This is a genomic window from Neorhizobium sp. T25_27 (assembly GCF_002968565.1).
Classification (GTDB): domain Bacteria; phylum Pseudomonadota; class Alphaproteobacteria; order Rhizobiales; family Rhizobiaceae; genus Neorhizobium; species Neorhizobium tomejilense.
Genome location: NZ_PVBJ01000003.1, coordinates 376,297 through 400,681, shown reverse-complemented (window position 1 = coordinate 400,681; position 24,385 = coordinate 376,297). Strand labels below are relative to the sequence as shown.

General features: G+C 57.9%; 19 protein-coding genes and 2 pseudogenes. 4 read left to right on the top strand and 17 right to left on the bottom strand.

From position 1 onward, the window contains the following. Window positions 1-33: 33 nt before the first annotated feature. Window positions 34-783 carry an SDR family NAD(P)-dependent oxidoreductase gene (locus C5J24_RS12090; protein ID WP_105418137.1) on the top strand — a complete coding sequence of 250 codons (750 nt, stop codon included), beginning with the start codon at window positions 34-36 and terminating at the stop codon, window positions 781-783. A gap of 52 nt (window positions 784-835) precedes the next feature. Here C5J24_RS12090 and C5J24_RS12085 read toward each other — a convergent pair whose 3' ends face one another. The 5 genes from C5J24_RS12085 to C5J24_RS12065 form a co-directional block, all read right to left on the bottom strand. After that, a complete protein-coding gene (locus C5J24_RS12085; RefSeq protein ID WP_105403636.1) occupies window positions 836-1,084 on the bottom strand; it encodes a hypothetical protein in 249 nt (82 codons plus the stop codon). A gap of 89 nt (window positions 1,085-1,173) precedes the next feature. Continuing rightward, a complete protein-coding gene (locus tag C5J24_RS12080) occupies window positions 1,174-1,389 on the bottom strand; it encodes a hypothetical protein (protein WP_105418135.1) in 216 nt (71 codons plus the stop codon). A 273-nt stretch (window positions 1,390-1,662) separates the two neighbouring features. Continuing rightward, the gene (locus C5J24_RS12075) at window positions 1,663-2,598 is read right to left on the bottom strand and encodes an AraC family transcriptional regulator (protein ID WP_105403634.1); all 936 of its coding nucleotides are present in this window, start codon (window positions 2,596-2,598) and stop codon (window positions 1,663-1,665) included. A 275-nt stretch (window positions 2,599-2,873) separates the two neighbouring features. Then, the gene (locus tag C5J24_RS12070; protein WP_105403752.1) at window positions 2,874-3,710 is read right to left on the bottom strand and encodes an alpha/beta fold hydrolase; all 837 of its coding nucleotides are present in this window, start codon (window positions 3,708-3,710) and stop codon (window positions 2,874-2,876) included. Window positions 3,711-4,360: 650 nt separating this feature from the next. Then, the gene (locus C5J24_RS12065) at window positions 4,361-4,564 is read right to left on the bottom strand and encodes a hypothetical protein (protein ID WP_046627768.1); all 204 of its coding nucleotides are present in this window, start codon (window positions 4,562-4,564) and stop codon (window positions 4,361-4,363) included. A gap of 370 nt (window positions 4,565-4,934) precedes the next feature. On the opposite strand from C5J24_RS12065, the gene C5J24_RS32325 reads away from it, so the two are divergent. After that, window positions 4,935-5,210, top strand: coding sequence for a hypothetical protein (locus tag C5J24_RS32325; protein ID WP_105403633.1), 276 nt, complete (start codon window positions 4,935-4,937; stop codon window positions 5,208-5,210). A 555-nt stretch (window positions 5,211-5,765) separates the two neighbouring features. Here the strand turns inward: C5J24_RS32325 and C5J24_RS32195 are convergent. The 10 genes from C5J24_RS32195 to tssI form a co-directional block, all read right to left on the bottom strand. After that, window positions 5,766-6,632, bottom strand: a complete 867-nt coding sequence (locus tag C5J24_RS32195) for a hypothetical protein (RefSeq protein WP_205836938.1) — start codon at window positions 6,630-6,632, stop codon at window positions 5,766-5,768. Between the two features lie 102 nt (window positions 6,633-6,734). Further along, window positions 6,735-8,903, bottom strand: coding sequence for a M48 family metallopeptidase (locus C5J24_RS12045; protein WP_245437540.1), 2,169 nt, complete (start codon window positions 8,901-8,903; stop codon window positions 6,735-6,737). Window positions 8,904-9,064: 161 nt separating this feature from the next. Continuing rightward, on the bottom strand, window positions 9,065-9,667 hold the full coding sequence (locus C5J24_RS12040; protein WP_105403632.1) for a hypothetical protein: 603 nt from the start codon (window positions 9,665-9,667) through the stop codon (window positions 9,065-9,067). A gap of 180 nt (window positions 9,668-9,847) precedes the next feature. Further along, window positions 9,848-10,273: a hypothetical protein gene (locus tag C5J24_RS12035; RefSeq protein ID WP_172723913.1), complete on the bottom strand. Its 426-nt coding sequence runs from the start codon at window positions 10,271-10,273 to the stop codon at window positions 9,848-9,850. A 5-nt stretch (window positions 10,274-10,278) separates the two neighbouring features. Beyond that, the gene (locus C5J24_RS32320) at window positions 10,279-11,352 is read right to left on the bottom strand and encodes a hypothetical protein (RefSeq protein WP_245437541.1); all 1,074 of its coding nucleotides are present in this window, start codon (window positions 11,350-11,352) and stop codon (window positions 10,279-10,281) included. A gap of 75 nt (window positions 11,353-11,427) precedes the next feature. Beyond that, window positions 11,428-12,024, bottom strand: a complete 597-nt coding sequence (locus C5J24_RS12025) for a hypothetical protein (RefSeq protein WP_105403630.1) — start codon at window positions 12,022-12,024, stop codon at window positions 11,428-11,430. Between the two features lie 14 nt (window positions 12,025-12,038). After that, window positions 12,039-16,499, bottom strand: coding sequence for an RHS repeat protein (locus C5J24_RS12020; protein ID WP_105418133.1), 4,461 nt, complete (start codon window positions 16,497-16,499; stop codon window positions 12,039-12,041). 79 nt (window positions 16,500-16,578) lie between these two features. Continuing rightward, window positions 16,579-17,022: a PAAR-like domain-containing protein gene (locus C5J24_RS12015; protein WP_105403628.1), complete on the bottom strand. Its 444-nt coding sequence runs from the start codon at window positions 17,020-17,022 to the stop codon at window positions 16,579-16,581. Continuing rightward, window positions 17,019-18,179, bottom strand: a complete 1,161-nt coding sequence (locus C5J24_RS12010) for a DUF2169 domain-containing protein (protein WP_105403627.1) — start codon at window positions 18,177-18,179, stop codon at window positions 17,019-17,021. Before C5J24_RS12010 ends, C5J24_RS12015 begins: the two co-directional genes overlap by 4 nt. A gap of 10 nt (window positions 18,180-18,189) precedes the next feature. Continuing rightward, entirely contained in the window at window positions 18,190-20,601 is a 2,412-nt protein-coding gene (gene tssI, locus C5J24_RS12005) for a type VI secretion system tip protein TssI/VgrG (protein ID WP_105403749.1), read from the bottom strand. A 355-nt stretch (window positions 20,602-20,956) separates the two neighbouring features. On the opposite strand from tssI, the gene C5J24_RS12000 reads away from it, so the two are divergent. Next, window positions 20,957-21,892, top strand: coding sequence for an AP2 domain-containing protein (locus C5J24_RS12000; protein ID WP_105403626.1), 936 nt, complete (start codon window positions 20,957-20,959; stop codon window positions 21,890-21,892). A 463-nt stretch (window positions 21,893-22,355) separates the two neighbouring features. Beyond that, a pseudogene (locus C5J24_RS11995) lies at window positions 22,356-23,365 on the top strand (IS110 family transposase). Between the two features lie 241 nt (window positions 23,366-23,606). On the opposite strand, the pseudogene C5J24_RS11990 reads toward C5J24_RS11995, so the two are convergent. Together C5J24_RS11990 and C5J24_RS31820 are read right to left on the bottom strand one after the other, a co-directional pair. Next, a pseudogene (locus C5J24_RS11990) lies at window positions 23,607-23,831 on the bottom strand (transposase); the annotation flags it as partial. A gap of 83 nt (window positions 23,832-23,914) precedes the next feature. Beyond that, window positions 23,915-24,190, bottom strand: coding sequence for a hypothetical protein (locus tag C5J24_RS31820; protein WP_172723929.1), 276 nt, complete (start codon window positions 24,188-24,190; stop codon window positions 23,915-23,917). Window positions 24,191-24,385 lie beyond the last annotated feature (195 nt).

Sequence of the window (24,385 nt, the reverse complement as noted above, 5' to 3'; positions counted from 1 at the left end):
ATCTCATCCCCGAAAGAAAAGGAGATAAACAAAATGCAGTGTCTTGCAGACAAGGTCGCCGTAATCACAGGCGGCAATAGCGGTATCGGTAAGGCAACTGCCCGACTGTTTGCAGAGGAAGGCGCTCAGGTCATTATCACCGGCCGACGTCAGGATATCGTTGATCAGGCGGTCGGCGAGATCGGCCACGGCGCACTTGGCCTCGTCGGCGACGTCGCCGATCTGGAACATCATCAAAAGCTTGCAGACGTGGTGAAGACGCGCTTTGGCGGGCTGGACATCTATGTGGCTAATGCCGGCGTCATCAACCTTGCCGCCTCTGACACCGTTACACCGGACGACTACGACCGGCACTTTGCCACCAATACCCGCGGTGTTTTCTTTGGCGTGCAAGCGATCGCCCCGCTGATCCGGGTCGGCGGCAACATCATCGTCACGAGTTCGCTCGCCGCCACCAAGGTCCTGCCAAATCACATCGTTTATGCCGGCTCTAAAGCGGCCGTTTCCGCGTTCGCGAAGAACTGGGCGATCGAGCTTAAGCAACGGAAGATCCGCGTGAATGTGCTGAGTCCGGGACCGGTAGAAACCGCCATCCTCGGCAAGTTGGGCATTTCGAAAGCCGATCGCCCGGCGTTCGTGGACTACATGGCATCCCATATCCCTGCGGGGCGGATGGGGCGTCCGGAAGAAGTCGCCCGCGCGGCCCTGTTCCTCGCTTCGGCAGCGGGAAGTTTCGTCAGCGGCGTCGAATTGCATGTCGATGGCGGCATGACGGTGGCCTGAAGGATTGAAGCAGCCAACCCCAGGGTTGGCTGCTCAGGACGACTATAGTTCCTCAGTTTGGACGCTGAATTCCTTCATAGTAATCGCCGCTATCGATGGTCTTCTCGTCCGGGAGACGGCCGTAAACGGGAGCTGTGTGCGACACCGAACCGGTATAGTTCCGGTCGACCGGCGGGCGGCGCTGTTGCCTGACGGAATTCTTCTGGGCGCCTTCGTAATAATCTCCCTCTGCGTAAGTAACACTGGCGAAGCCTGCTGTGGCAATCAGTACGAGAGCGAAAGTGGTTTTGAGGGTTGGCATGGTTGATCTCCTTCAGAGTCGTCCGAGGTGCTGGGTTGCGACCTCACCTGCGGATTGTTTCGGTGGATTGCATGAGCTGCGATACGGAGTTAGTTGATGTCTTCGTCGCCCGGCTTTCGATTGTCGCGAGACGTATGAGGACGAACTGCGGCGGGTTTTTTTGAGTTGGCAGCGACTGCAGCAGTCGTGAGCGCCGACCGGCCAGACGGTTCACGATGCTCCTTGCCGAAATCGACGGGCGTTCCGACGAGGACCGACGAAACGAGCAGTCCGGACAGAGCGTAGAGAGTGGTTTCTCTCAGCATGTCATTCTCCTTTTGAGTTTACATCCGTATTCGAGTGATGGAGTCCATCGCTTATCATAGCGTGCACATCGGCTCTGAAAGTAGTACAGGACTGCTTCCTGAGCTGAACACCATCACGAATGGAATGTCGGTGGATCTTGGCGATAGGTAAGGGCTAATTACTGTCGATTCATCATCGGATCTCCTTAGGTGTGGTTGTTGATACTCAAAAAATACGGCAAAGGAGATGTCGATGACATTTCAGAGTTGCTCGGAATGTTGAGGGATTGCGGTCTATCCTGCCGCCCGTCGCCATTCGCCGGGGGTCAGGCCTGTATGGCGCTTGAAGGCCACACAGAAGGCGGTGAGGGTCCCGTAACCGAGTACGCCTGCGATATCCGTGATCTGCATCATGGGGTCCCGCAGCATGGCCATGGCCTGTTCCATCCGCCTACGGCGCAACCATTCGTAGGGCGTCATCCCGGTGCTTTTCTTGAACGCGCGGCAGAAATGAAAGCGGGAAAGGTTGGCCGCTTCAGCGAGCGCACCGAGCGAAAGATCCGTCTCATTTTCAGACGACAGCCGCTCGAGGGACATCCGCAAAATCCCCGGCGCAAGGCCGCCCGAGGCTTTTTCTAACGCCTCGCAAACGCCTGCATGGGTTTTCACGAGATGGATGGCGATCAGGCTTGCAAGCTGCTGACGATAGAGCCCGTCCAGGCTGGTGATGCCGCTAGACGACTGGTGCGCCATCCTAAGCAGGGTCGCCATCACGTTGTCCTGCTGCGCCGTACTTTCGATCAAGGATCGACCTTCCCCAGGGCATTCGCGGGCCACACGATCAAGGAGATCCGGCGAGAGATAGAGTTGCACGATGTCCATCGGGCCATGAATATCCCAGCGTGAGGTCGATCCTGCCGGGATGAAGGTTATGCTGCCTTGGCGTCCCATACCTGCCGCGTATGCCTTTCCGGAGCGGCGCTCCAGCCGCTGCATAGCTCCGAGATAGGTCATGATCACGTGATCCGACATTGGATGCACGACGTCGTGAAACGGGTTGTGTTTCCATCGGGCGAGCCGGGTATCAAAGGGATCGTCGATACGGAAGCATTCCACCGGGGCGGTGCGCAGGACGCGCTCCATTTCGCGGTCCGGTGACACATGTCCCTCCTGCGGCCTGGCATTTGCCATCACATCAGGAGGAACCGCCTGAAATTTGAAAGGAGCCATGCTTCAATCCCTCCAGCGAACTCGTCATCGAGAACGTGAAAGGACGATAGGATGCTGTGACTGCTGACGATATTGCCCGCTGGAGTATGCCGATCTGTTCCGGCGAATGGACCGTTCTTGGCAAATGCCGTGTTCAACGCCGACTATCTGAGGAAACATCCTGTGCTCAGGGATAGCTTTCGCAACCGAATTGTGTGGCTGGCCGCTACTTTTGAAATGTCAAAAAAAGAGCCGGGAAGCGGCGCTGGCGGCGGATAGCGCCGCTTCCCAACCGACTACCGCTCGATAAAGGCGAGCAGGTCGGCGTTGATGATTTCGGCATGCGTCGTGCACATTCCGTGCGGCAGGTTGGGATAGAGCTTAAGGGTGGAGTCCTTTAGAAGCTTGGCCGAGAGCGGCGCGGAGTCGGGGACCGGCACGATCTGGTCGTCATCGCCATGCATCACAAGCGTCGGCACGGTGATCTTCTTGAGATCTTCAGTGAAGTCCGTTTCCGAGAACGCCCTGATGCCGAGATATTGCGCGTTGGCGCCACCCATCATCGACTGGCGCCACCAATTCTGGACGACCGTTTCGATCTTTTTGGTGCCTTCCCGATTGAACCCATAGAAGGGGCCGCTTGCGAGATCATAGTAAAATTGGGCGCGGTTTGCAGCAAGCTGTGCACGCAGGCCGTCGAAGACTTCGATTGGCAATCCGCCGGGATTCGCCTTGGTCTTGACCATGACCGGCGGCACAGCGCCGATTAGCACCAGCTTTGCGACGCGTCCGTCAGGCTGGCCGTGCTTGGCGACATAATGTGCCGCCTCGCCGCCGCCGGTCGAGTGCCCGATATGAATGGCGTTTCGAAGATCGAGGTGCTTGGCGACTGCAGCAAAATCTGCCGCATAATGATCCATATCGTGGCCGTCGCCGACCTGGCTGGAGCGGCCGTGGCCCCGCCGGTCGTGAGCGATCACGCGATATCCCTTGCTGAGGAAGAAGAGCATCTGGGTGTCCCAGTCGTCGGCGGAAAGCGGCCAGCCATGATGAAAGACGAGCGGCTGAGCGGTCTTCGGGCCCCAGTCCTTGTAAAAGATCTCAACGCCATCGGAAGTGATTACGTAGTTCATGTCACTGCTTTCCTTGTTGGGTTGATTGCTTTTGGAGGCGGCGGTTCGGCCCGCGGCGGCGGCGGGCATAGCCGCTAGAACCGAGGCGGAAAGACCTGCAATCAGCACGCTGCGCCGGAACGCATGCGGTGGCGCGAAAAGATGCTCGCTTGTATTCGATGAATCCGAGAAAGAATTTCCGGTCATGATTTTCTCCGTGTTTGATGTATCCACGGGAGATGTCTTACCCAAGCGCGAGAACCCGGGACCTTTCGGAATTGCGCTGCGCGTTGCGGAATTGCTGTCCTTTTCACGGCACGGCTCCAGGAGATTTTCAACTCTCTTCGGGCGACATGGTGCGGCCGAGCCAAGGCCAGCTGATGCCTCTCGTCGGCACAACCATGCCTAGTGAAGGGAGCGGAGCTGGCAAAACAAATTGCTGAGCAGTATCCAGAGATCCAAGTGGTCTTTGCGCCGAAGTGTCGTACGGCGAAGGCGCTGACTTGGCGCGGCTGGCCGAGGGTATTGACGTTATTATAGATTGATGCGCGCAAGCCGGCTTTTTGCCGGCTGTCTTTGACGGCATGCGGCTGGCTTGATGAGGAGTTAGCAGAGGCAGCCCGCCCGTCGTCTCGGACATGTGCCGCTGGATGTCGCTCTGCTTTAACCGGCTAACGCGGTGGCGGTTCTTCGAGAAGCTGGATTAAAGTCAGGCTGGTGAAGAAGATCACCGACGCGGTGGTCGTAAGCGCGCATTGCAGCACGTCGTTGGGATGTTTCAGGCGCCGGGCTGGAATGTCGATGCTGGCGCTCGTTTCCGGCACGGATCTCAGCTTTTCGTGGTGCACCACCTGACGCGCATCTGGGTAAGTCATACTCGCCGCGCCCATCTTCTCCCGCTTCATGTTTCGGGCTCGGCTGCACGACTAACCGAATTCGAACTCTGCCAATGCCGGACAAATTTACCGTCCGGGAGTCTTCACCTCACCCAGCGAAAAGTTCATTGCCACCTCAAAGCAGCGGCGCGCTTGTGCAGCCGTCGAAGCTCACTATCTCTGGTATAATCCCGAACTGGAGCATCGCCATGGATCGAAGCGCGGCCGATATGCTGTCGGAATTCTATATTGAAATTCTTCCGCCGGACCGCGGTGAAGCGTGTGCACCGGATGCAACGACGTGTCCGTGCTGTCGAAGGTTACGTCCGGCCTCGAGCATGGATGACGATGGCTGCGGGATCTGCGATGAATGCCTGGCACCATGAAGGGCGGCGGAAAAACACCTCCATCAACCCAAGCGACGTTTGAAGACGCGCTTGCGAAAATACCGGACGGTTATGTCGACGGACATTTTGGTAATCGACCATGGGGCGTGACCGTCAAGCGGTCGGAGGATGGCAAACGGACATGGCTCTATGGCGAGGAGCTTGGCGGATTGAAGCCGTGCGAAATGTCCTCCGCCAAGGTGATCGAATTTGTTCTCGGTTTCGAGCCCAGCAAAGAGAAGGTGGCACCTCGACCATAATGGCCGAAAATAAGCGCGATTTTCATGGCGCGTTGCAACAAACGCATGGCTGCACCGCGGTCTGAGCGCTGGCGGCCCCTGCTGGTCATGCGTGATGACGCCGGCCAAGAGCGCATTCTGATCGATGAACCGGGCTAAAAGAGCTTCGTGCAATCGCGCTTTCACATCGGCGCGCTTTTGAAGAAGCGTTTCGCGCACTTCAGCCTGTCGCTGCCGTCGCGCCTCCGGTGACTGCGACCCTGACCAGATTCTCGGCTTGTCGGCCGTCTGGTCAATCAGCGCATCCACTCGGGCGACGTAGGTTCGGTCGAAGTCCAGTACCTTCAGGACCCTGGCGACCGTCTCTGCCGATTGGCCATGGGCCACGCCGGCGAACGGGAACGCCGACAATATCAGCAAGAGGGCGGGGATCGGCCATGCTGCGAATGGGCGTGTTTTCAAGTCTTCGGCTCCCGGACCAGCTATTCCACACAATCTGGCAAGTCATCGTGATCTGAATGTGACCCGAGGCTGCGTGCCTCATTAAGGATTTCTGCGACGAAACTTGAGGACCCGCTAGCGCCAAAATTGCCACCATGGCTTTGAAGTGTCGGGAGAAGAGCCGACGGCGAATTGTGCCGTGATGTCCCGCCAGACAAATTCCTGCGGCTTCGATGTGCCCCGGGCAAAAGCACCGAGGATGTCGTTTACGTTTGCGTTCGAAAGTCGCTCGTTCGCCTTGCCCAAGAAATGCGTCCCGTTACCGGCGATTTTGATGTCTCGTTTGGTGTCATTACCTGAACGTCCCACCACCCAGTGGCGAAAATCTTCGTTCGCATATTCTCGCCACTCGACGATGTAAGCCTCCCGCCCTCCACCGACTTGCACGTAATCTTCGCTTGCGTCATTTTCGAGCAGAAGAAATCCCGGCCCTCCGGCGGGCCGCAGCCAGTCGACGGCAGCCTCGATCAAGGCGATCGACGGTGTCGTGAACGCTTGCTGCCCTTCAAGGGTCAGCGTCAGCCCCGAAATCGCTGTTTTGTCTGCCGTGTGCTCGGTTGACGGAAACCAGATCTCGCCATCGCTGGCACTCACGTTGAAGAAGCCGACACTATGCTTGACAGCCAATGCACGTACGGTCGCGTAGGCGGCTTCAGCCTCCGACCATCGGAAATCGGCGTAAATTACCGATTTTCCTATCATGTATCCGGTTGACTTCGGATTGTCCTCGTCCTGTGCCGGTTCGCAAGCGTCGTGGCCGTTCATGTTGGGGAAGTCTCGGCGGATGTCGTCATACCAGGCCGCTAGATTGGGCGTCGACTTGGATGGGTCGTCATTGGACTGCCCTTCGGACCATCTCATTTGCTCATCGTACCAATCGAGAAACGCGTCTTTTTCTCGTGGCGCGTCGTTTGGTTCGAAGACCATCAAATCGTAGCTCACGACACAATACCCCTCTGGACGTCACCCGGTGTCGCATCAGACTCACACTGGCAGCAGATGTGTTTCGATCCCCTCAAGCCGATGGCCCTGATGAGATACACTTCATGCAATAGAGCTCGCTTCAAGCCCTTCCGCCGCGAGTGCGCGCCGTGCATGCGCGGCGGCGAGATAACGACCGACTAGGTCCGAAAACGCATCGGGCTTCATGCCGCGGATCCCAATGGCATCCAATTCGATCAGCCGGCGCTTCGGCTTGACCTTGTTGTAAAACGAAAACCGCGTGCGGTTGGGCAGTGGCTCGTTTTCCCCCAGATATAACTGAAGGGCGAAGCGGGTGGAGGCGTAGACCTGGTAGCCGATGACGGCGTCCCACCGCACCGGTTCGCTTAGCCACGGCGATTGGAGCGTCTCCGGCGTGAACACCATCAATGGGCGGGCGGCGCGGCGGCGGTAGAAGACGAACGCCGCAAGGCACAGGAGCATGCCGGCGCCAAGCACTGCCGCCAATATGGCTTTATAGTTCTCATTGCCCCCGAACCCCATCGGGTCGGGGAAGAGATAAGTGGACGCGATGAACAGGCCGAAAAGCACAAAGATGAACATCATCACCCCCGCCATTGGGCCGGTATTTTCATGCACGGCCAGTTCCGGCTCGGTGACGCCGGCGGCCGCAGTTTTGAGCTCTTCGCGGTACCCGCTCCGAACGGCGCTGGCGTTGACCAGGAAGTCCGCAGACAGGTCGTGACAAAGTCGATCCCAGTCAGCAAAGGCGCGCCGCCCGAATGACGCAACGCTCGCCTCCGGTCGGCGCGTCGCGTGAGCCAGTAGCTTGTCGTCGATTGCGACACCGAGTGCCTGAATCCGCTGGATCGTCGGCGGATGGCTGTCTGTGGGGTGGGACTGACGGTCTTCCAGATGCGCGGCCGGATCATCGACACCCCGCTCGGTCGCCATCTTGGCAATGGCGGCAACAAGATCTGGACCAAGTTCTTCATTTCCCCGGAAGGCATCGCTAAGAACGAAATGCACACCGGGGTCGGCGACGTGAACGCGAACGAGGGCGGATGCAGCGCCGGTCGGGCCGCTGACGGTGCTGCCATGGCGGTCGGCTTCGAACTCCCGCAGCCGGCTCCAGTGGGCAACCGCGGCATCGAAGCGTGACAGCGCGTGGTAACCAAGGCGAAGACCGGCGGCGATGCCGAAATCTCCGTTGATGTCGGCACGATAAAGCGCATCCAGTGAGCGTTGCAGGCTGGAGTAGATCGGAACGAACCTCTGCGAATATCGCGTATCCTCGCCGGCGAAGTGCGCAAGTTCATGCCCAACGATTGCGGCGATCTCGACGGTGTCCAGAAGCTCAAGGAAGGGCGCCGGCATGTGGAGGGTCCGGCCTTCGATCAACCGATCTTCCGGAAGCAGCAGAAGCCGGCTCTCGGTCACGTAGAAACCGCTGATCAGGCCGACGACGATGGTGTCCGGCGCGCCAGCCTGCATGCGTGTCGCGAGATTGCGGACGAATGTCCAAAGCGCGGGCGCTTCCTGCTCGCTCACGACACGGGCCCGTTCGACGATCGGCTCTGGCTCGACCAGCGCGAAGACGCGGCGCAGTCCGCGGACAGCGGTGATGGCACAGTAGAGTGCGATGCCTGCGAGGATAATGCCAGCCAGACCCAGTTTCACGGCATTGCCCGAGATATCGCCCCAGAACGGTAGCGTCATCGTTTCGAAGACGGTAGCGCCGACGCCCGCAAAGCCTAGTCCGAGCATCACGGCCGCCAGGAAAAATGGCAGCGTCATTCTCAGCCACGTGAAGCTGCGCACCAGCTGGTCGCGCGACCGCCGGGCCGAGAAGCCGGCAAGGCTCGAGGATATAAGGCCGATCGTGCCGCCCAGAAACGCCAGCGCTCCTCCGGCAATGGTGACATAGGCGAACGGATGGCGGACCGCGGCCACCGTCTGGAGAAGATCGTTCTCGCCAACTGCATTTTCCAGCAGCGCGACCGCCATCGAGGCCGGATAGGAGCTCCCGCCTTCGAAGCGGATCATCGTCGCCGGCGCCTGGGCCGCGATAGGTCGGATTTCATCGAGTGCGCGAGCCATGTCCTGGGCATCAATTTGGACGGACCGGCTAGCCTCGACAGACCGATCGAGCTGCCAAATCCCGAAGCCAGCCAGCGCCAGTGGCAACAGGATCAGCCAGAATGCCAGGACGAGGCCTGGCGGTACCCTGCGCTTGGAGGCAGTCCCGGTCGTCGGCTGCGCGTTGGTCATGACTCTCCTATCCAAGTGCTTTGCGGAAGCCTCCCGTTGCATCGTTGGCCTGGGAGGCGTCCAGCGGCGTTGCTCACATCACTGATGGCGAGTTATAGAGTTGCTCCGAGTACATCGACAAGCGCCTTGGTCCGATCGGTGACAATGGCGGAATAAATCCGCTACGAAAGGACAATCCGGTGTTTTTTGATGTAATATTCCAATCCTGCCGATATCGGTGTCGCTCCTTCGGCAAGCTTCGCTAGTTGCATCGGCCAGTAGCAGCCTTCTGCGAGGTACTCCTCGCTAAGACCATCTATCAAGTGCCTTATATCCTGGGCAGTGCTGGCGAGAACAGCGAAACAGCGCTCATCATCCAGTCCAACCGGGATTATTCTGGCGCGCGCTAAATATACCCCGGACATGAATGCGCAATAAGTCCGGCAAAACTCAGTCAAATTCCGGTTTGCCTTGACATCAATGTTATCAAGATAATTTATACATATGACTTCACCTCCGATGTTTTGCGTGAACAAAGTTTGCGCATCGACACCAAACACTTGGTAGGCAGCAGAATTCACGACGATCTCTACTGTCTCGTCGTCGAAATCGGCGAAAACCGCCCTAGACGCCCGTACATCATCAAGGAAATTTAAGCCGTTATTGGTTATTTCGGCGAGACTGAATTCACCAGCGCGCCACACTCGGGTAGATTTCTCCGACAGGCGAACCGAGTTCGCGTCCAGCCAATCGACTGGTAGGGGTAGCCTCTTCGTCGATGTCATCTGCCTATCCCGCGTTTCAATGCGTTGTCGCCCCCCTGGAGAGATTTCTCTGCCGTAGGGGGTATAAGGGTAAGAGTATGTGATATCCGCCGAGGGACCTGGCGATTTCACAACATCATCGTTGTTGGAAACAGGCCAGGTTCAGATGTCACGCTGATCCGCGGGTCCGGGTTCATAACATCACTGGCAGGTGTCGCCGATCCGTTTCAGTTCAACGGCAGGCTCAAGCATCACATCATCGTCCTTGCCGACGAACCGGTAGCTTCCGCGCCATAGGCCATCGGCGGCTTCGGATATGCGCAAGCGATGATCACCATCCTCGCAGATTGCATCATAGGCGACGTCACCCATATCGGTAAAGTCCAGCTTGCATTGGCTTGCCGCGGCCTTCGGCAAGACCGGGTTCTTGTGGCTTTTCACCGCCCTGTCGTCGTAGCAAAGCTGAAAGATTTGCTCATCGTTCTTAAGCTCCGGAGTTAGAACGGGCGCGAATATGCGAACCTGCCAGAGGCCTTTGGGAAGGCCGCTCTCCTGGGCCGATACAGGCCCAGGCGCCAGGACCAGCGCGACAAGCAGGCCGATTCGAAGGAACGTCGCTTTGTCCATCGGTCTCATGGGCAATCTCCAATCCGCTTCACGGTGATGTCGGTGGTTGGTTGCGGCATGTCTTGATCGCCCTCGTAGACCTGGTTGTAGGAAATCTGGCCGCTGAAATTTTGGCCGTCACCGTCCGGCTGCAGGTAAAGCCCCCAAGAAGCGCCAATTCCGCCATGGTCGCACTGGGCGTCGATTTGCACACCGCTGTCATAAAAGTGGATCGTGTCGAGCAACACGCATTTGACGCCGGAGGGGTTGGGCATCAATGGTAGGGTTTCTGCCGTCATGCCCTGTTTGATGCACATGTCGCTTGTAGCTTCTACAATCTTCATTGCCGTTTCGGTGCGCTGCAGGGTCTTCCAGGAAAACCGCCACATGCCGCCCCACTCCGGCCGCTCCTTCGGGGCGTCTTCAGCCTGCGCCTGCGGCATCTCGCTCGGATTGGAGAGCCCGGCCGACTGCAGCGCGAGCCGCCGCGAAAACCAGGCGCCCATAATGTTAAAGTCGTTAAAGGTGATATGGTATGGCTTCAGCACTTCATCCTGCTTGGCGAGTTCTGTCCCTGCGACGGAGGCTTTGCGGCCGTAAAACACCTGAATTTCCCGGAACTTGTCCTCCGCCATTGGCTCCTGTTCTTGCAGCGGCGCCTGATTGAGAACCGACTGCGCGATATCTCTGCCCAGTGCTGCATAGGTCCCTTGCGCCGTTTCCGCGAAATAGCCGCCGAACATCTCGACCATGGTGAATGTGGGATCCTGTTTCATGCGGTCGGTGAACGTCGCATTGGCCGCCTCGAAGCGGGTCCTGTCGATACCGAATGTTTGGAATATCGCCTCGTGATTCCCGTTGGGATCGAGGAACATCCCATAGGTAACGTGCCCGTAGGTGCGGAAAGCGACGCCCTGGACGGGTTCGAGCAGTTTGGCGTCGAAGCCTGGGCGGATCGCTGCGATTTTCGGCAGAGACGCAGGGGAGAGCTGCCGGGTTTCAGGTGAGGACGGTGGCGATTGCGCCCGTCCGAAAGAGTGTGCGGCGACGGCTAACACAAGCGACACGGCAAGCTGGACGGTGAACGATCGCAAATGCATCGTGATTATTCTCCCAATCGGAACGGGTGACACATATTGACCGGAACGCGGATCGTATCCAGACCGTGGCCAAGGTTAGAATCCAAGATCTCTTAAATATCGGTCCGCTTGCCTAGGCACATGTCCAAGAAAGCCTCCATCGTCCTCGCGGCGGCTTTCGACTATCTGGCGAGCCCGCTGAAATTCGCCGACAAAGGTGGCAACCGTAATCGCATAGTCAGCCGGCGGGTTCTGCTCTAGGCTTGCCCGAAGCGACGGCATCATGTCCCGGTACTTTTCCAGGAGAGCACTTCCTTCGTCCAAGCAAGTCGCTACGAAAGTCTCCACGTCTTCATTTTCCAGAACATGGCGCACCGTTCCACCAAACAGTCCTAACGAGGCAGCGCCCGATACGTGCAGAGAATTTGGTATTTTCAGTTCTCCAGGGAATTCTCCAACGAGATTTCTACCGCTATAGGAGGTGCCGTACTCATCCAGGTAGAAAGCGAATTCATTAAGTGAGACATATCGAATCTCAACAGTGGTTTCGACTTTTCCGAGGGCTGTTGTAAAGAATGTTAGGAAGATTTTTTTGTCTACCAAGAGAAAGTCTATGTAACCTATCTTCTTGCAACCTTTCCGGTTGAGCTCTGCCCGAACTTCTTTTTTCAGAACGTTGTCAGATTTCGCCATCTTATCCTCATTGACTATCGGGGTGTTTCGCGCACGTAGCTCCCTTGAGGAAGAACGATTGGATTGTTCGGCGTGATTGTGCCTGGAATATTCGGCGCGTTTTTGCCTGTCAATGTGATCGGCTGTCCAGTCTGGATAGCGTTCTGCACCGTCCGCTGCCCCTCCGACAAGGTTACCCTGCCGCTCTTGGATTCGATAATTAGAATTTGCCGCCCTTTGACAGCAACTTGGTCCGCGTAGGAAACCAGCTTTCCGTTAATGCGGACAGTGACGTTTTCAAAAACCTGATAACCTCGGTCCCGATAAGCCTGCGTCACGCTAGTAGCGAAAGTGCTGCCAGGGCCAGGTAACCCATTCGCTGGAAGGAACTTGCCATCGGGACCCCTCGCTTGTAGCCCTAGATAGTCCGTTTCGATCAACGGATTTGCAACGTAAGATTGTGGTCTGTCGCCGCCGGTGAGTCCGACCGGATCGGGTGACACATATTGCCCAGTAAGCGGGTCGTAATATCGAAAGCGATTATAGTAGAGTCCGGTTTCAGCATCTTCGTACTGGCCGGGAAAACGCCAGGGGCAATGCATCTCGTCTGCTGGGAGTTTGTATTTCGGAGTTGTCGCAAGCGTGTCCTGAATGCGAACGGTGCGGATCGCACCCCAGACGTGGTGGTCAACCGCCCAAACGAGATCTCCTCTTTTGTCGAACATCTCCTTCGGCGTGCCGAGATGGTCGCAGACCACGGCCAAAATTTCTCCTGAGGCAAGCTGTTTGGCGAGGAGCCGATGTGTGTCCTCCTCGAAATGCCAATGAACCGCGGCCTCCCAGGCGACGTTGCCGTTCAACTGAAGAGGTGCTTCAGCGATCATACGATCGCCGTCCCAAAGATATGTGGTGCCAACAACTGGCAGGGCATTGTCGTTCTCTGCCTGACTATCTTGCCCAGCCCCGATCGCCGATGCGGGAACGCCATCGCTGCCCACGAGAGCCGGCCAAAGGCGTGCGACGCGCTCCTTCTCTTCGCCCGAGAACCTTTTCACCTTAGAAATTCTTCGTCCGAATGGATCGTAGCGGAAGAACCACTCCTCGCCGTCGTCCTTGGTCACTGCCGTCATGCGGTCATATGAATCCCAGCGATATCGCCAGCGCTCCGCCCGAAAACCGTTGCGTTCGACACGACGCTCGATCAGCCTCCCGCAGTCGTCGTGTGTGAGCTGCATGCGCTCGTTGCTCGGCCCTCTCGCAATCTGCACGACTCCGCCTGGCGTACGATGCCACGCAGACGGCCTGGACGAAGGCGTTACCGAGCCGAAGGCGGCGTCAAAACTGGCACCATATCCTGCGCTTTGGGTCGAGAAGGGTGCCGACGACGAGGCGCCGGCAAGGTTTCGTGCCGGGTCGTAATCGAAGCGCTCCGCGCCTCGAGTGCCCTCCGCCGAAATCACCTGGCCATTGTCGTCGTACTCGAAACGAACCTCTCCCCACAGGCCGTCGTCAATGCGCATCGGCGCGAAGGCACGGTCATATTGATAGATCCGAGCGATGGTACCCTGGCGTTTTGGCTGTCCTTCGCCCGACGGCACGCTCCAGCCAAGGCGGGAGATGCCGATATCCGCAGGGCTTTTCGGTCCGGCCACCTGCGCCGCCAACTGGCCAGTAACGTCATAGCGCTGTGACAAGCCGAAGCCGCCGGTCTCTCTTCCTATCTCCCGGCCCAGTAGATCCCGTTGGAAAGTAATCTGGGTCTCTCCCGCAATCATTTGCTCAACCGCGCCAAGCGGATCACGAACGAATTCGACTGTTCTTCCACCGAAACCCATCATCTCCCGCGCCACGCGATCGCCCATGGAATCACGCTTCGATTTGATCCGCTTGCCGTTTAGTGTTTCACTCACAATGCGGCCGTTGCGGTCACGCTCGAATTCGACGAGCGCCGCGTGGTTTTCGGCCTTTACCAGAAGTCCCCGCCCATCGTACCAAAATCGTGTCAGATCATCTGGCGCACCTTTTGCGTCAAAGGTTTCGATACGCCGGATCAGGCCGGCCTTGTCATAGCCATAGACAAGTCGTGCCCCATCCGGTTTGATCGTTTCCACTACCCGGCCAACCGCATCACGACGATACTGAGTCAGGCGGCCGTCGAAATCCTCTTCCTCGACGACCCGGCCGGCGGCATCACGCCCATAGTGGTAGGTGAGCCCGAGCGCATTGGTGATGGACAAGATGCGCCCTTCGACGTCGTAACTGAAGGAAATCAAGCCACCTTTAGGATCGGTGATCGATTCCAGAATGCCAAATGCGGCGTTCTTGTAAGTCCAGGTCCGGCCCTCACCATCGGTCGCGAAGGCAAGCAGGCCCTGTCCATCGAACCCTTGACTGGCAGAGACCCCATCCGGCCTTGTTAGCCGTGAAGGTTTGTCGAAGCCACCTGTCCCTGAGTGGTATTCCTGACGCGTCGTCTGACCCAGCGCGTCGGTCGTGGCGAGCAGACGGTTGAAAACATCATATTCAAAAGTCGTTGTAGCGCCTCGGGCATCGGTCATAGAAGACAAACGATTGAAATCGTCCCAAGCTCGACGCTCGACCGCCCCGTTGGCGAAATGCGTCGTCACGACCCGCCCCTTTTCGTCGCGTCCGAGCCGGATGACATTGCCCTCCGCATCGGTCTCAGAGATGACGTTTGAGCGCGCGTCGTGCTCGTATGTTTTGCGATTTCCGGCACCGTCGATCACGAGATGCAGTTCCCCGTCGTCACCCCATATGTATGTGGTCGTGCGGCCTTCCGGGTCCGACGCTTCCTGTACATTGCCGCGAATATCGTAGCGCGTGCGGTGGCTGTTCCCATTCTGGTCTGTCGTCGAGATGCGGAAGCCATTTTGATCGTAACGGTGCACGACGGTGCCACCCAGGGCATCGATCTCGGCAGTGACATTCTCGTTTTCATCGTAACGGAAGCGCTGCGCGCCGGTCTGGCCGCCACCCGGAAGATACGTCGTTTCACCTTCCTGATATAAGAACCTATCACCGTTCCAAATACCGTTGGTGGCGGTATGAACAACACGGCCAGCGTCATCATAGGTGAATCGGGTGACTGAATCACGGGTCACGTTGTGCCAGCTATCAAGCAGATCGTGATCCGCCTGCCAGCCATACCGAGCGGACATGGCGAACGTACAATCGGCACGGGTCATGCGGCCCTTGGCGTCATAGGCATAGCGGGCGAGTTCAAGTTTCGAACCGTCCGTGCCGACTAGCGTGATGCGGGTCCGGTGGCCAACATCGTCGTTCTCGAACGTGAGGGACAGCCCGTCCGGTCCATCGACACGCTCTAGCCGACCGTCCTCGCCGCGGATGAGGACGAGCTCGAAACCGTTCAGATCGTCGATTTTCTCAAGGCGATAGATCCCGTCGTCATATTGGCGAAAATGTCGCGTCACGGGGCCGTCCTTCACCGTGAGCTGCTTCAGCCACGGGGCCTTGAGTTCCAGATTTGGGAAGCCGGCATTCGTAGAAGGAAGGAAGTTGAACGGCCGGTCGAACCAGATGCGCTTGCCATCCGCGTTATGAAAGATGAGCTTACCGCGTTCCGGATTTGAGAAGACCTCGTCGAACATCGAGATCTGGCACGAGCCCAGTGGACTTACGTAGCGCGTCGGCAAGCCGAGCTTGAGTCCCATGTAACGCGCACCGTTGAAGCTGAAGGTGCCGGGAACAAGGAAATCGCGCCATGTTTCGAGATATTCGCCATTGGAGACTGAGACAGGCTCGCCGACGGTTGGCGCGGCGTTCGGACCCGACCTAGGGGTCCTTGGGGGCTCAACTGGCGTCGGCTGGCTGCGCTTAAGGAAAATTCCGCGGCCAGCGCCCGGCCTTGGCATTCTTGCCGCGCCTCCCGGGATAGGTAGAGCCATCACCAACGCAGCCATTGCGGCCTTTTGGTTATCCATTTCCGCGGTTGAGGTTTGGGCATTTACTTTATGTTTCTGTTCGCAAAGAGCCCTAAACTCCTCCGACTTGCCGGCACTTTTCGCTTCCGCCATTTGTTGATCTATAGACTCGATCATCTCCAGGCGAGACATGTGCTCATGCGGACCTCGGAAGCTCAGCGCATCCCAGCCAGTTACTTGATAGGCCAGGCCTCCATTCGCCTTGCCCTTTCCGGCAAGCCAATCGGACAGCGGAAGACTTTGCAGATAGCTAAGGCGTTTTTGCTCAGCGTTGGGGGCGATATAGCTTGTAAATCCCTTGTCTAAATCGCCACTGCGCTGCCTCGCCAGGAGATCCTGTAATTCCTTGTCGCTATCTTTGTAGGATTGCGCGATCCGTTTGACGCTTTCTTCAAACGGGGATGGAGGGCAATAATAGGGGTTTGGTGCCGCTGTAGCATCAACCAGAAGAGTAGCATTGGCGTTGGCGTTCCGCTTTGCGACATTCTCGCCTGGAAGCTCACGCTCTGTCGTTTCTACTGCTTCACCCGCCACAGCCCACCCCACTTTTCGCTCGTCGCAGGCAGTTCACCCTGCTTTGCCAGTCGCCATCCTCGCATTCGTCGCCGCTGGCCTAAACGCCGAGTTTCAACCCGGTATTCAGGCCGCCCTCGATCATCATCGGATCAAGGGACTTTTGAGGTTCCCGTGGGCCGGGATCGGGTCGGTTGATCCATGCCTCCTGTAGATGTGCCCATGTCGAAAATCCTTCTGAGTAAACGAAGGGCGAGGCTATGTTGACCAGAGCGATACCTTTATAACCAGGACTGACAACGCCCTTCTTCACGCCCGGCTCATGACCGGTGACGCCTGGAACAGCGGAGTTCAATTGAAGGTCGAACTTGCCGTTGTCCCGCACGGTTGTCGAATAGCGGATTGCTTTGTCGAGTGTCACCATCGATGAGTAGGGGACTGGGACAACACTGGAACCACGTGGCGTCAAACACACGTCAGGCCCCTTGGAAGCAATGACATTGGACGCACACTTGCGCGCCGATACGTTAGCTGAGGTGCTCAATTGGTAACCTCAATTTCTAATTTCGACGCCTCCGGCCGGCGCAAGCCGAATTTACGGTCGTGGTTCAGGAACGCTTGCTCGTAGATGCCCGGCGGAAAATTTATCCGCCATGAGAGAAAGATGCGCCAGTTGCGGCGCGAAACAGCCGCGACATCGAGAAATACAGTGTCCAGAATCATATCCCGCGTTTCGATTTCCCCGTCCTCGGTGACGAAATCGACGGACAGGCTTTCATCCGGCAGGAAGAAGGAGAACTCGTCCGCGTTGACGCAAAGCCCAAGGAGACGAACCCGTTCGTGCCCTTTCAGATGAGGTTTTACGATCAGATCGGGATGCGCCGAATTGTGATAGGCAAAGCTATAATCGGGCGCCCATGCCGGCCAGATATTGTCTGTCCAGTTCTGATCATAGGTCCCGGCAAGTGGCAGGCGCGGATCCCACGCGGGCGGGATCGGGCCAAGACTCTGTGGCGTATAGTCCTTGTAAGGCTCGGAAATCGGTTCGGCCAGCGATTCAATCTGAGGAGCCGGCTGCGGAGCGGTGTGATTGCTCCATTCCTTGTCAAGTTTACCGCATCCGAGCGGATTGCGCGTATCAGTGTCGAAAAGGCGGTCGCCGTTTTCATTCTGTCCTTTGGGGATCTCGCCGCCATAGGCGTATTCGTAGCGCAGTGGCAGTTCACTGATCGCCTCTGGCTCGGATAGTTGCCAGCGATCGAAGTAGCCAAGATGCTTCCGCCACTTTTCCTTCTCCGCCTCGCTGAGATTACGCTTCCAGCGCGGTTGCCACTGCCGGGGTCCCGTCACCCGCAGCCGTTTCTCCAGTCTCGGAGCACCATCGTCTTCGATCACGACACCGCATTCCCATGATTGCTTGGGCGCTCCGCCGGCCACGCGCGCGACCGCGTTGAAAATGACATCGGTCGCCGGCTTGTTCGGTACCATGTCGGAGGGATGCCAAAGGGAAGTAACGTTCACGGCGCCGTAGCAAAGGTCGGTGAACACCATCGGCGCCTGTTCTTCAGCGACGAGAAGGCGCCCAGAAGGCGCAATCTCATAGGTCGCTTTGACGATGACTATACCGAATTCGCGGTTCTCGCTATCGCTGCTATAGTAGCGAAAATTCGGAAAAGGCGTGTTGTTGATAAGCTCTGGCATGGCCCGAGCCTCAGTTGTTATCGACCATCGGCGCCGTGAGCTGGATATGGCTCTCAGCGTCGATATAGATACGCACGCCCTTCAGCAGAATGGTACCATCATCCTTCATAATCAAGATCGACTTGGGCGGCTGGTCGTTGCCGTCGGCATCTTTTCCGCCTCCGACGCCGATATACAATTCCTTACCGATCGAGATGTTCTTCGTATGGCCGACAGTCTGATTGTAGACCTGGCCGACGGTGACGACCTTGGCGACGCCGACCTGTTCCGTCTGGGCTACACCGACGCTGGTATTTTGCATCCGGCTGACGAGGGTATTGAAGACGCCTTGACCGATCATCGACGCCACCTGCGCACCCAGGCCCGCTCCGGAAGAGCGCATTGCGTCACCCGCATCCACCCGCAGATCGCCGGCGGTCGCGTTATTGATGCCGGAACGCACCGTGTCCATGGACGGGATCATCGCGCCGAGAGCTCCCGTGGCCATGAGCCCCATATAGCCTGCGGCGTGCGAAATAGGATTATCCGGCCCACCAGCTCCCGATGGCGCGGAGCCGCCAATAGCTGCCTGCGCCGCGACAGCATTCCTGTCGCCGCCGGACGGGCTATCGGCAGTCGCATCTGATGCCAGCGACATGGCCTGCTGCAGCATTCCGGCGCTTGTCCCAGACAGACCGGCCAACAACCCACCTGCGATAGGGTTGACCATCCCTCCGACACCGCCCACGACCATGTTCAAGCCACCTCCAACCTGCTGGCTCATATTAGACCCGACCTCGAGGGACTTGTTCGCGCCTATGGAGTGCAACGCGTTGGCGTCCACGCGACTCGTCTGGTTGTTGAGAACCTTCGTCGTCTGATCCTTCTGGGCATGGAAGAACATGTTCTCCCGGCCGGCATCGTCCTCGAACGTCATCTCGTTGAAGCCGTTGCCCTTATGGGTATTGGAACGCATCACCATGCGGGTCTTGTTGGCCGGCAGGTCGTACGGCACCCCGTTCGAGGGGTTCGGGACGACGCCGGTGACCAGCGGCCGGTCCGGATCGCCGTCAATGAAGGCGACCATGACTTCCATGCCGATGCGCGGAATGACCTGCCCACCCCAGGCGGAGCCGGCCCAGTTCTGCGCCACACGGACCCAGCAGGTGTCGGAGCCGTCCTTCTTCGCCTTGCGGTCCCAGGGGAACCAGAGCTTGATGCGGCCGTATTGATCCGGATGGATTTCCTCGCCGGCCGGCCCTGCGACGATCGCGACCTGGGTTCCTTCGATCCGCGGACGCCTGGTTTCCCGATGCGGCGTCATCGGCACGCGGGATGGGGTCGCTTCGAATGTGTTGGTATATTCCGGCTCGTTCGTATTGGTCTCATAGGAGCGATCGACGACCTTCTGGGTCATCTTGGTCACCACATGCTCCTCGTAGACATGGTCCGGGTGGGCCACTTCATAGGGAGTGAAGCGGCGACCAACCTCGATGACACGCGAGGTCGAGGCTCCGAAGACCCGATCGTGATCGGCTTCCGATGCCTGCATCCTGAGTTTTTCCGCTCGCTCCGCTTCTGCAACCGTTGAGATACGGGCCGGATATTCGTAAAGCTCGCGCTTGGTCGCTTCTGGCATCTGAACCAGCGACGGCGTCATCGTGCCGGGCACCATGCGCGGCGTCTCGAAATTCCAGTCGGCGCCGGCGCGCTGGCCGGGCACATAGGAATAACGCCGGCTCCAGTCGCTGATATGGTTGCGGTCCGACGAACCCTGGGCTAGGCGGACCTTGCCTTCTCCTTGCGCGGAGGGCGAGGGGCCAAGCCATCCATGCGAACTATCAGCCACGTGCAGCTTATGCTTGCCGTCCTCATGGCTAAACCAGTAGAAAAGCCCATCTTCCTCGAAGCGCCTTGTTAAATAGGACAAATCCGTCTCGTTCCACTGCACCGAATAGTGCAGTGGGGGCGGGGGCGACACGATGACCGAGGTATCCGGCGCCGGAATCCCGTGTTCGGAAAACAGCGTCTCGACGACATCGATCGCGGTCTTGTCCATCCAGATCCGGCAATCGGAGCGGCGCGACAAAAGCCACATCTGGGGTCTGAGCACCATCGAATAGGACCGCAGGCCGCGGGTGATCGGCGGCCCTTCATTGAGCTCGGTAACCAGCCCGTTGAGAGGCCGGCGCACGGCGCTGCCGTCTTCCCCATCGCCCTGCTGCACCTCGACCGACACATCCATCAGCCGACCGATCAGTTCCTCCGGCTTGACGATCGGCTTCTTGGCACGCGCCGAAATCTTGATCTCGAAAAGCGATGACACCCCTTCCTCGATCGTCAGCCGTTCGGGAAGAAGCTGGTCCTCGCCCAACGGAGAGACGATCTTCAGAATACGGCTCGCCTGGATGAAATCGGCGGCGGAAGAGACGGCATTATCCATAAAACGATCCCCAACACGTCGAAAAACAAAAAAGGCACCACCGGAAACGGGATGATGCGGAAAAATGCACGCCATGTTTGCAGGAAAGATAACGCCGCGCACGGCGAGGTCAAGCTCCAGCGGCCGAATCTTCGCAAAAGGCGGATACAGGTAAAGAAGCGGATGCATCCAGCTAAATATGCAATGAAGCCTGCTCAAGAGGGATTGAAGCCGCGACGATATTCTCGGTAGGTGGGTGGCCGGAAGCCGGTTCTCTCTCCATTCCGGCGCCTTATTTCCTCTACCGGCGGCAGACCTCCCTGCTACAATCAGAGTTGGAGCGTTGGTCATCGGCCTTGGTGAAGGGAAAAGTTGATTGGCCTTGAAAGACAAAAGCGGCGGATCGCGATTGACAGGCGCGAAGCCTGAGAACGATGTTGACACGTATGGGCTCGGACGCGAGGAAGCCAACAGCAATCGTGGAGCCGGATGGTGGGTCAGGCTCAGGCGGCAAGGACATAAGATCGTGAGGCTGTTCAAGGACAGCATCTACGGATCGCCTGAAGCAAGCCTTGAACAGGCAATGGCTTATCGGGATGCGGTGATCTCAGCGCTGCCACCGGCGACCAATCACGAACAGGCGGTGCTGCTGCGGAAAAACAACCACAGCGGCATTTCGGGTGTCAGGCGCATCGAGACTGACGATGGAGAGGCCTGGCAGGCCACATTGATGGACATTGATGGGCAGAAGCGGGCGACCTTTTCCATTGCCAGATACGGAGAGGAAGCAGCCAAATCACTTGCCATTGTTCAGAGAGGTAAGTGGCTGAAGGGATTACCTGTAAAATACCTTGCCTATGCCCATCACGCGGAAGTGGTGGCAATGCAGCGTTTCGCCGACAGGCTGGTCCCGGTGAGCGACGTCTTTCCAGTGGTCAATATCACCGACGATGAGATCAAGGCCCAGTTGAAAGACATCAACGCACGCTTTGATGCGCTACGTCCGCAACGGCTGAGGGTGCGGGTCAAGAGCTATGCCGAGGACCGCCTCTCCGTTTCCGTCTCGGACGCAGGATACCCGGCACGGCGTAAACTGTTCCAGCTGAACCGCAATCAGCAATCGCTGGAGGTAGTTCTGACGACCGCAAATATCCGTATCGAAGAAACCATTACCCACTTCTACAATGCCGGTGTCGCAGGCTGGTTCAGGGAAAGCCATGGCAATAGCCTTCTCGATCCAAGCCGATTCGATCCCTGCGAAGGTTTCAACGTGCTTGTTTTTGTGCCGGGAGAATTGATCACGGGCAAATAGCCTCGGTGTCTGCACCCCCAGCCGCCAGCCACAGGGCAGGCGCTTTCCGCACAATGTTTTGCCGCATCCTGGCAGCGTCATCCCCAAGTACTCTAAAATCGAGCAGATCGACCACTTTTGTGTCTTTTTGGCCGGATCCACACCTGGACTGACGACCTAATTGCTTTGTCCTCATGGCGCACTCCGAGTACAGGAACTGCTAAGTCGCGACACGCGTGTCGCCGTTGTCAAGCGTTGTTGCCCTTTTCCTCTTTGCCTTGCGAGCGAGGGAGCTGGCGTTTTCACAACATCATCGTTGTTGGAAACAGGCCAGGTTCAGATGTGACGCTGATCCGCGGGTCCGGGTTCATAACATCACTGGCAGGTGTCGCCGCGTTTTCGATTGATGTTGTGGATGGCTCCTGCTCCCGCCGGCGTATTCCGGCATAGTTTGGATGACATCATCCAGATCAAAGGAGCGACCATGTCAGAGCTTGCTACAGTGGTATCGATCTCGCAAAGAGCGTCTTCCAGATCCACGGTGTGGACGAGAACGGTCTGGTTCTTGTGCGCCGCCAGCTTCGCCGCAGCCAATTACTTGCATTTTTCCAGAAGCACCCACGATGCCTGATTGGCATGGAGGCTTGCGCCGGCGCTCACGATTGGGGCCGCAGGCTTCAGGAGATGGGGCATGACGTTCGGCTGATGCCGCCGTCCTATGTGAAGCCGTATGTAAAGCGCGGAAAGACCGACGCCGCAGACGCGGCCGCCATCTGCGAAGCTGTGACACGTCCCTCGATGCGGTTCGTCGCCATTAAGAGCGAGGCCTGCTCGTCGGTCATGGTTCGTCACCGCACGCGAGACTTCCTGGTTCGCCAGCGCACGCAGATCGGCAATGCGATCCGAGCGCACATGACAGAATTCGGCATCACAACTGCGAAGGGCGCGCAGAATGTCGATCGGTTGAAAGAGCAACTGGATCAGTTGCCGGGAGCCGCGCGGTTGCCCGTGGCCTTACTCTTCGACCAACTGTTCGAGACAAACAAGCGGATCGAGCGGCTGACAGACGAGATCGAAGAAGCCTACGGGCAAAACGAAACAAGCCAGGGTTTGGCGACGATCCCAGGCGTGGGAATACTGTCGGCAACGATTATCGCGGCCACCACCCCGGATGTCGACAACTTTGACTGTGCGAGGGACTATGCCGCCTGGCTCGGCCTTACGCCCAAACCTCACTCCACCGGAGGCAAGCAGAAGGTGGGCAGCATCTCGAAGATGGGAAATCGCTACATCCGGCGTTTATTGTATCTCGGCGCGATGGCACAAATCATGCTCAGGCGCCGGCTCAAGAGAGAGCCGGGATCGGATTGGCTATCGGGAATGCTGATCCGGAAGAAAGCAAAGGTTGTCGCGATTGCCTTGGCGCATCGCATGGCGCGAATGATTTTTGCCGTCCTGAGGGACGGCTCTCGATACGAGCCGCAGGTAGCCTGACGGGCTCTCAGAATGGTCAGGGCAACGTGAGGTGATGGCGAACGAGCGGAGACGAAGAACCAGGACACCCCGATCAATCCGAAGTTCTTCGAGCGCGCTCGATTGAGTGGGACCTGTTCTCCAAGCGGATATTCATCAGGGCGCGCAGCACTTGCTGCACATCAGACGCCGTATACATGGCCGCAACCGACCTGTTTACTGGAACCAATCGTATCCTTGACACGCAGGAGCCATCCATACAGGGATTGAAGTCGGGACTATAGGGCGGCAGGAACATGAGCTTGGCGCCGGCCCGCTCGATGGCATCCCGCACACCGGATGTCTTGTGTGCCGGCAAGTTGTCCATGACGACGACATCACCGACCTGAAGAGTCGGGACCAGCACCTGCTCGACGTAGGCCAGGAAGACGTTACCGTTCATGGCGCCATCATAGACAAATGGCGCGGTCATTCCGGTGAGACGTAAGCGGTGTTTTCCTCGCACATTGACCAAGCTCGATTGGGCTTTCCGAAAAATGCCGCTACGACATTGATGGCAAGAATGCGCCATTAGCGGTCATTGAAACTGATGCTAGTGAAGTCATCGGTTTTGCCGTTCCAAGTGCCGGATGCAAAGGCGGCTACCGAATGCCCTGTGGGCGGACCTTCATCCAGACGGCCCACCGTTAAGCCGAGCTCGTCGAACAGTATGATCCCAACAGAAATCGCGGCTCCCCCGTTTAGCTCTTCCAATGCGCGGAGTACCTTTAATCCGTTCGTTCCGAAAACAGATATCCCTCGAAACATAACTACCCCAATATCGTAGAAGGCTTCGATCTCGCTCACGCGATTTTCTCGATAGCGTACGACTGGCGCTTTGGTACCGCGATGCTCACTGAACGTATCAGGCCGAAGGCCGCGTCTCGACCGGTCTGGTGCCCCAATGTGTGTGGCGACATCCTCTGGAGTCATGTCAAATCTTATAGGCCCAATTCCTGAGAAAGAGTCGATGAGCCATGTCATGTCAGTCTTCTCCAAACT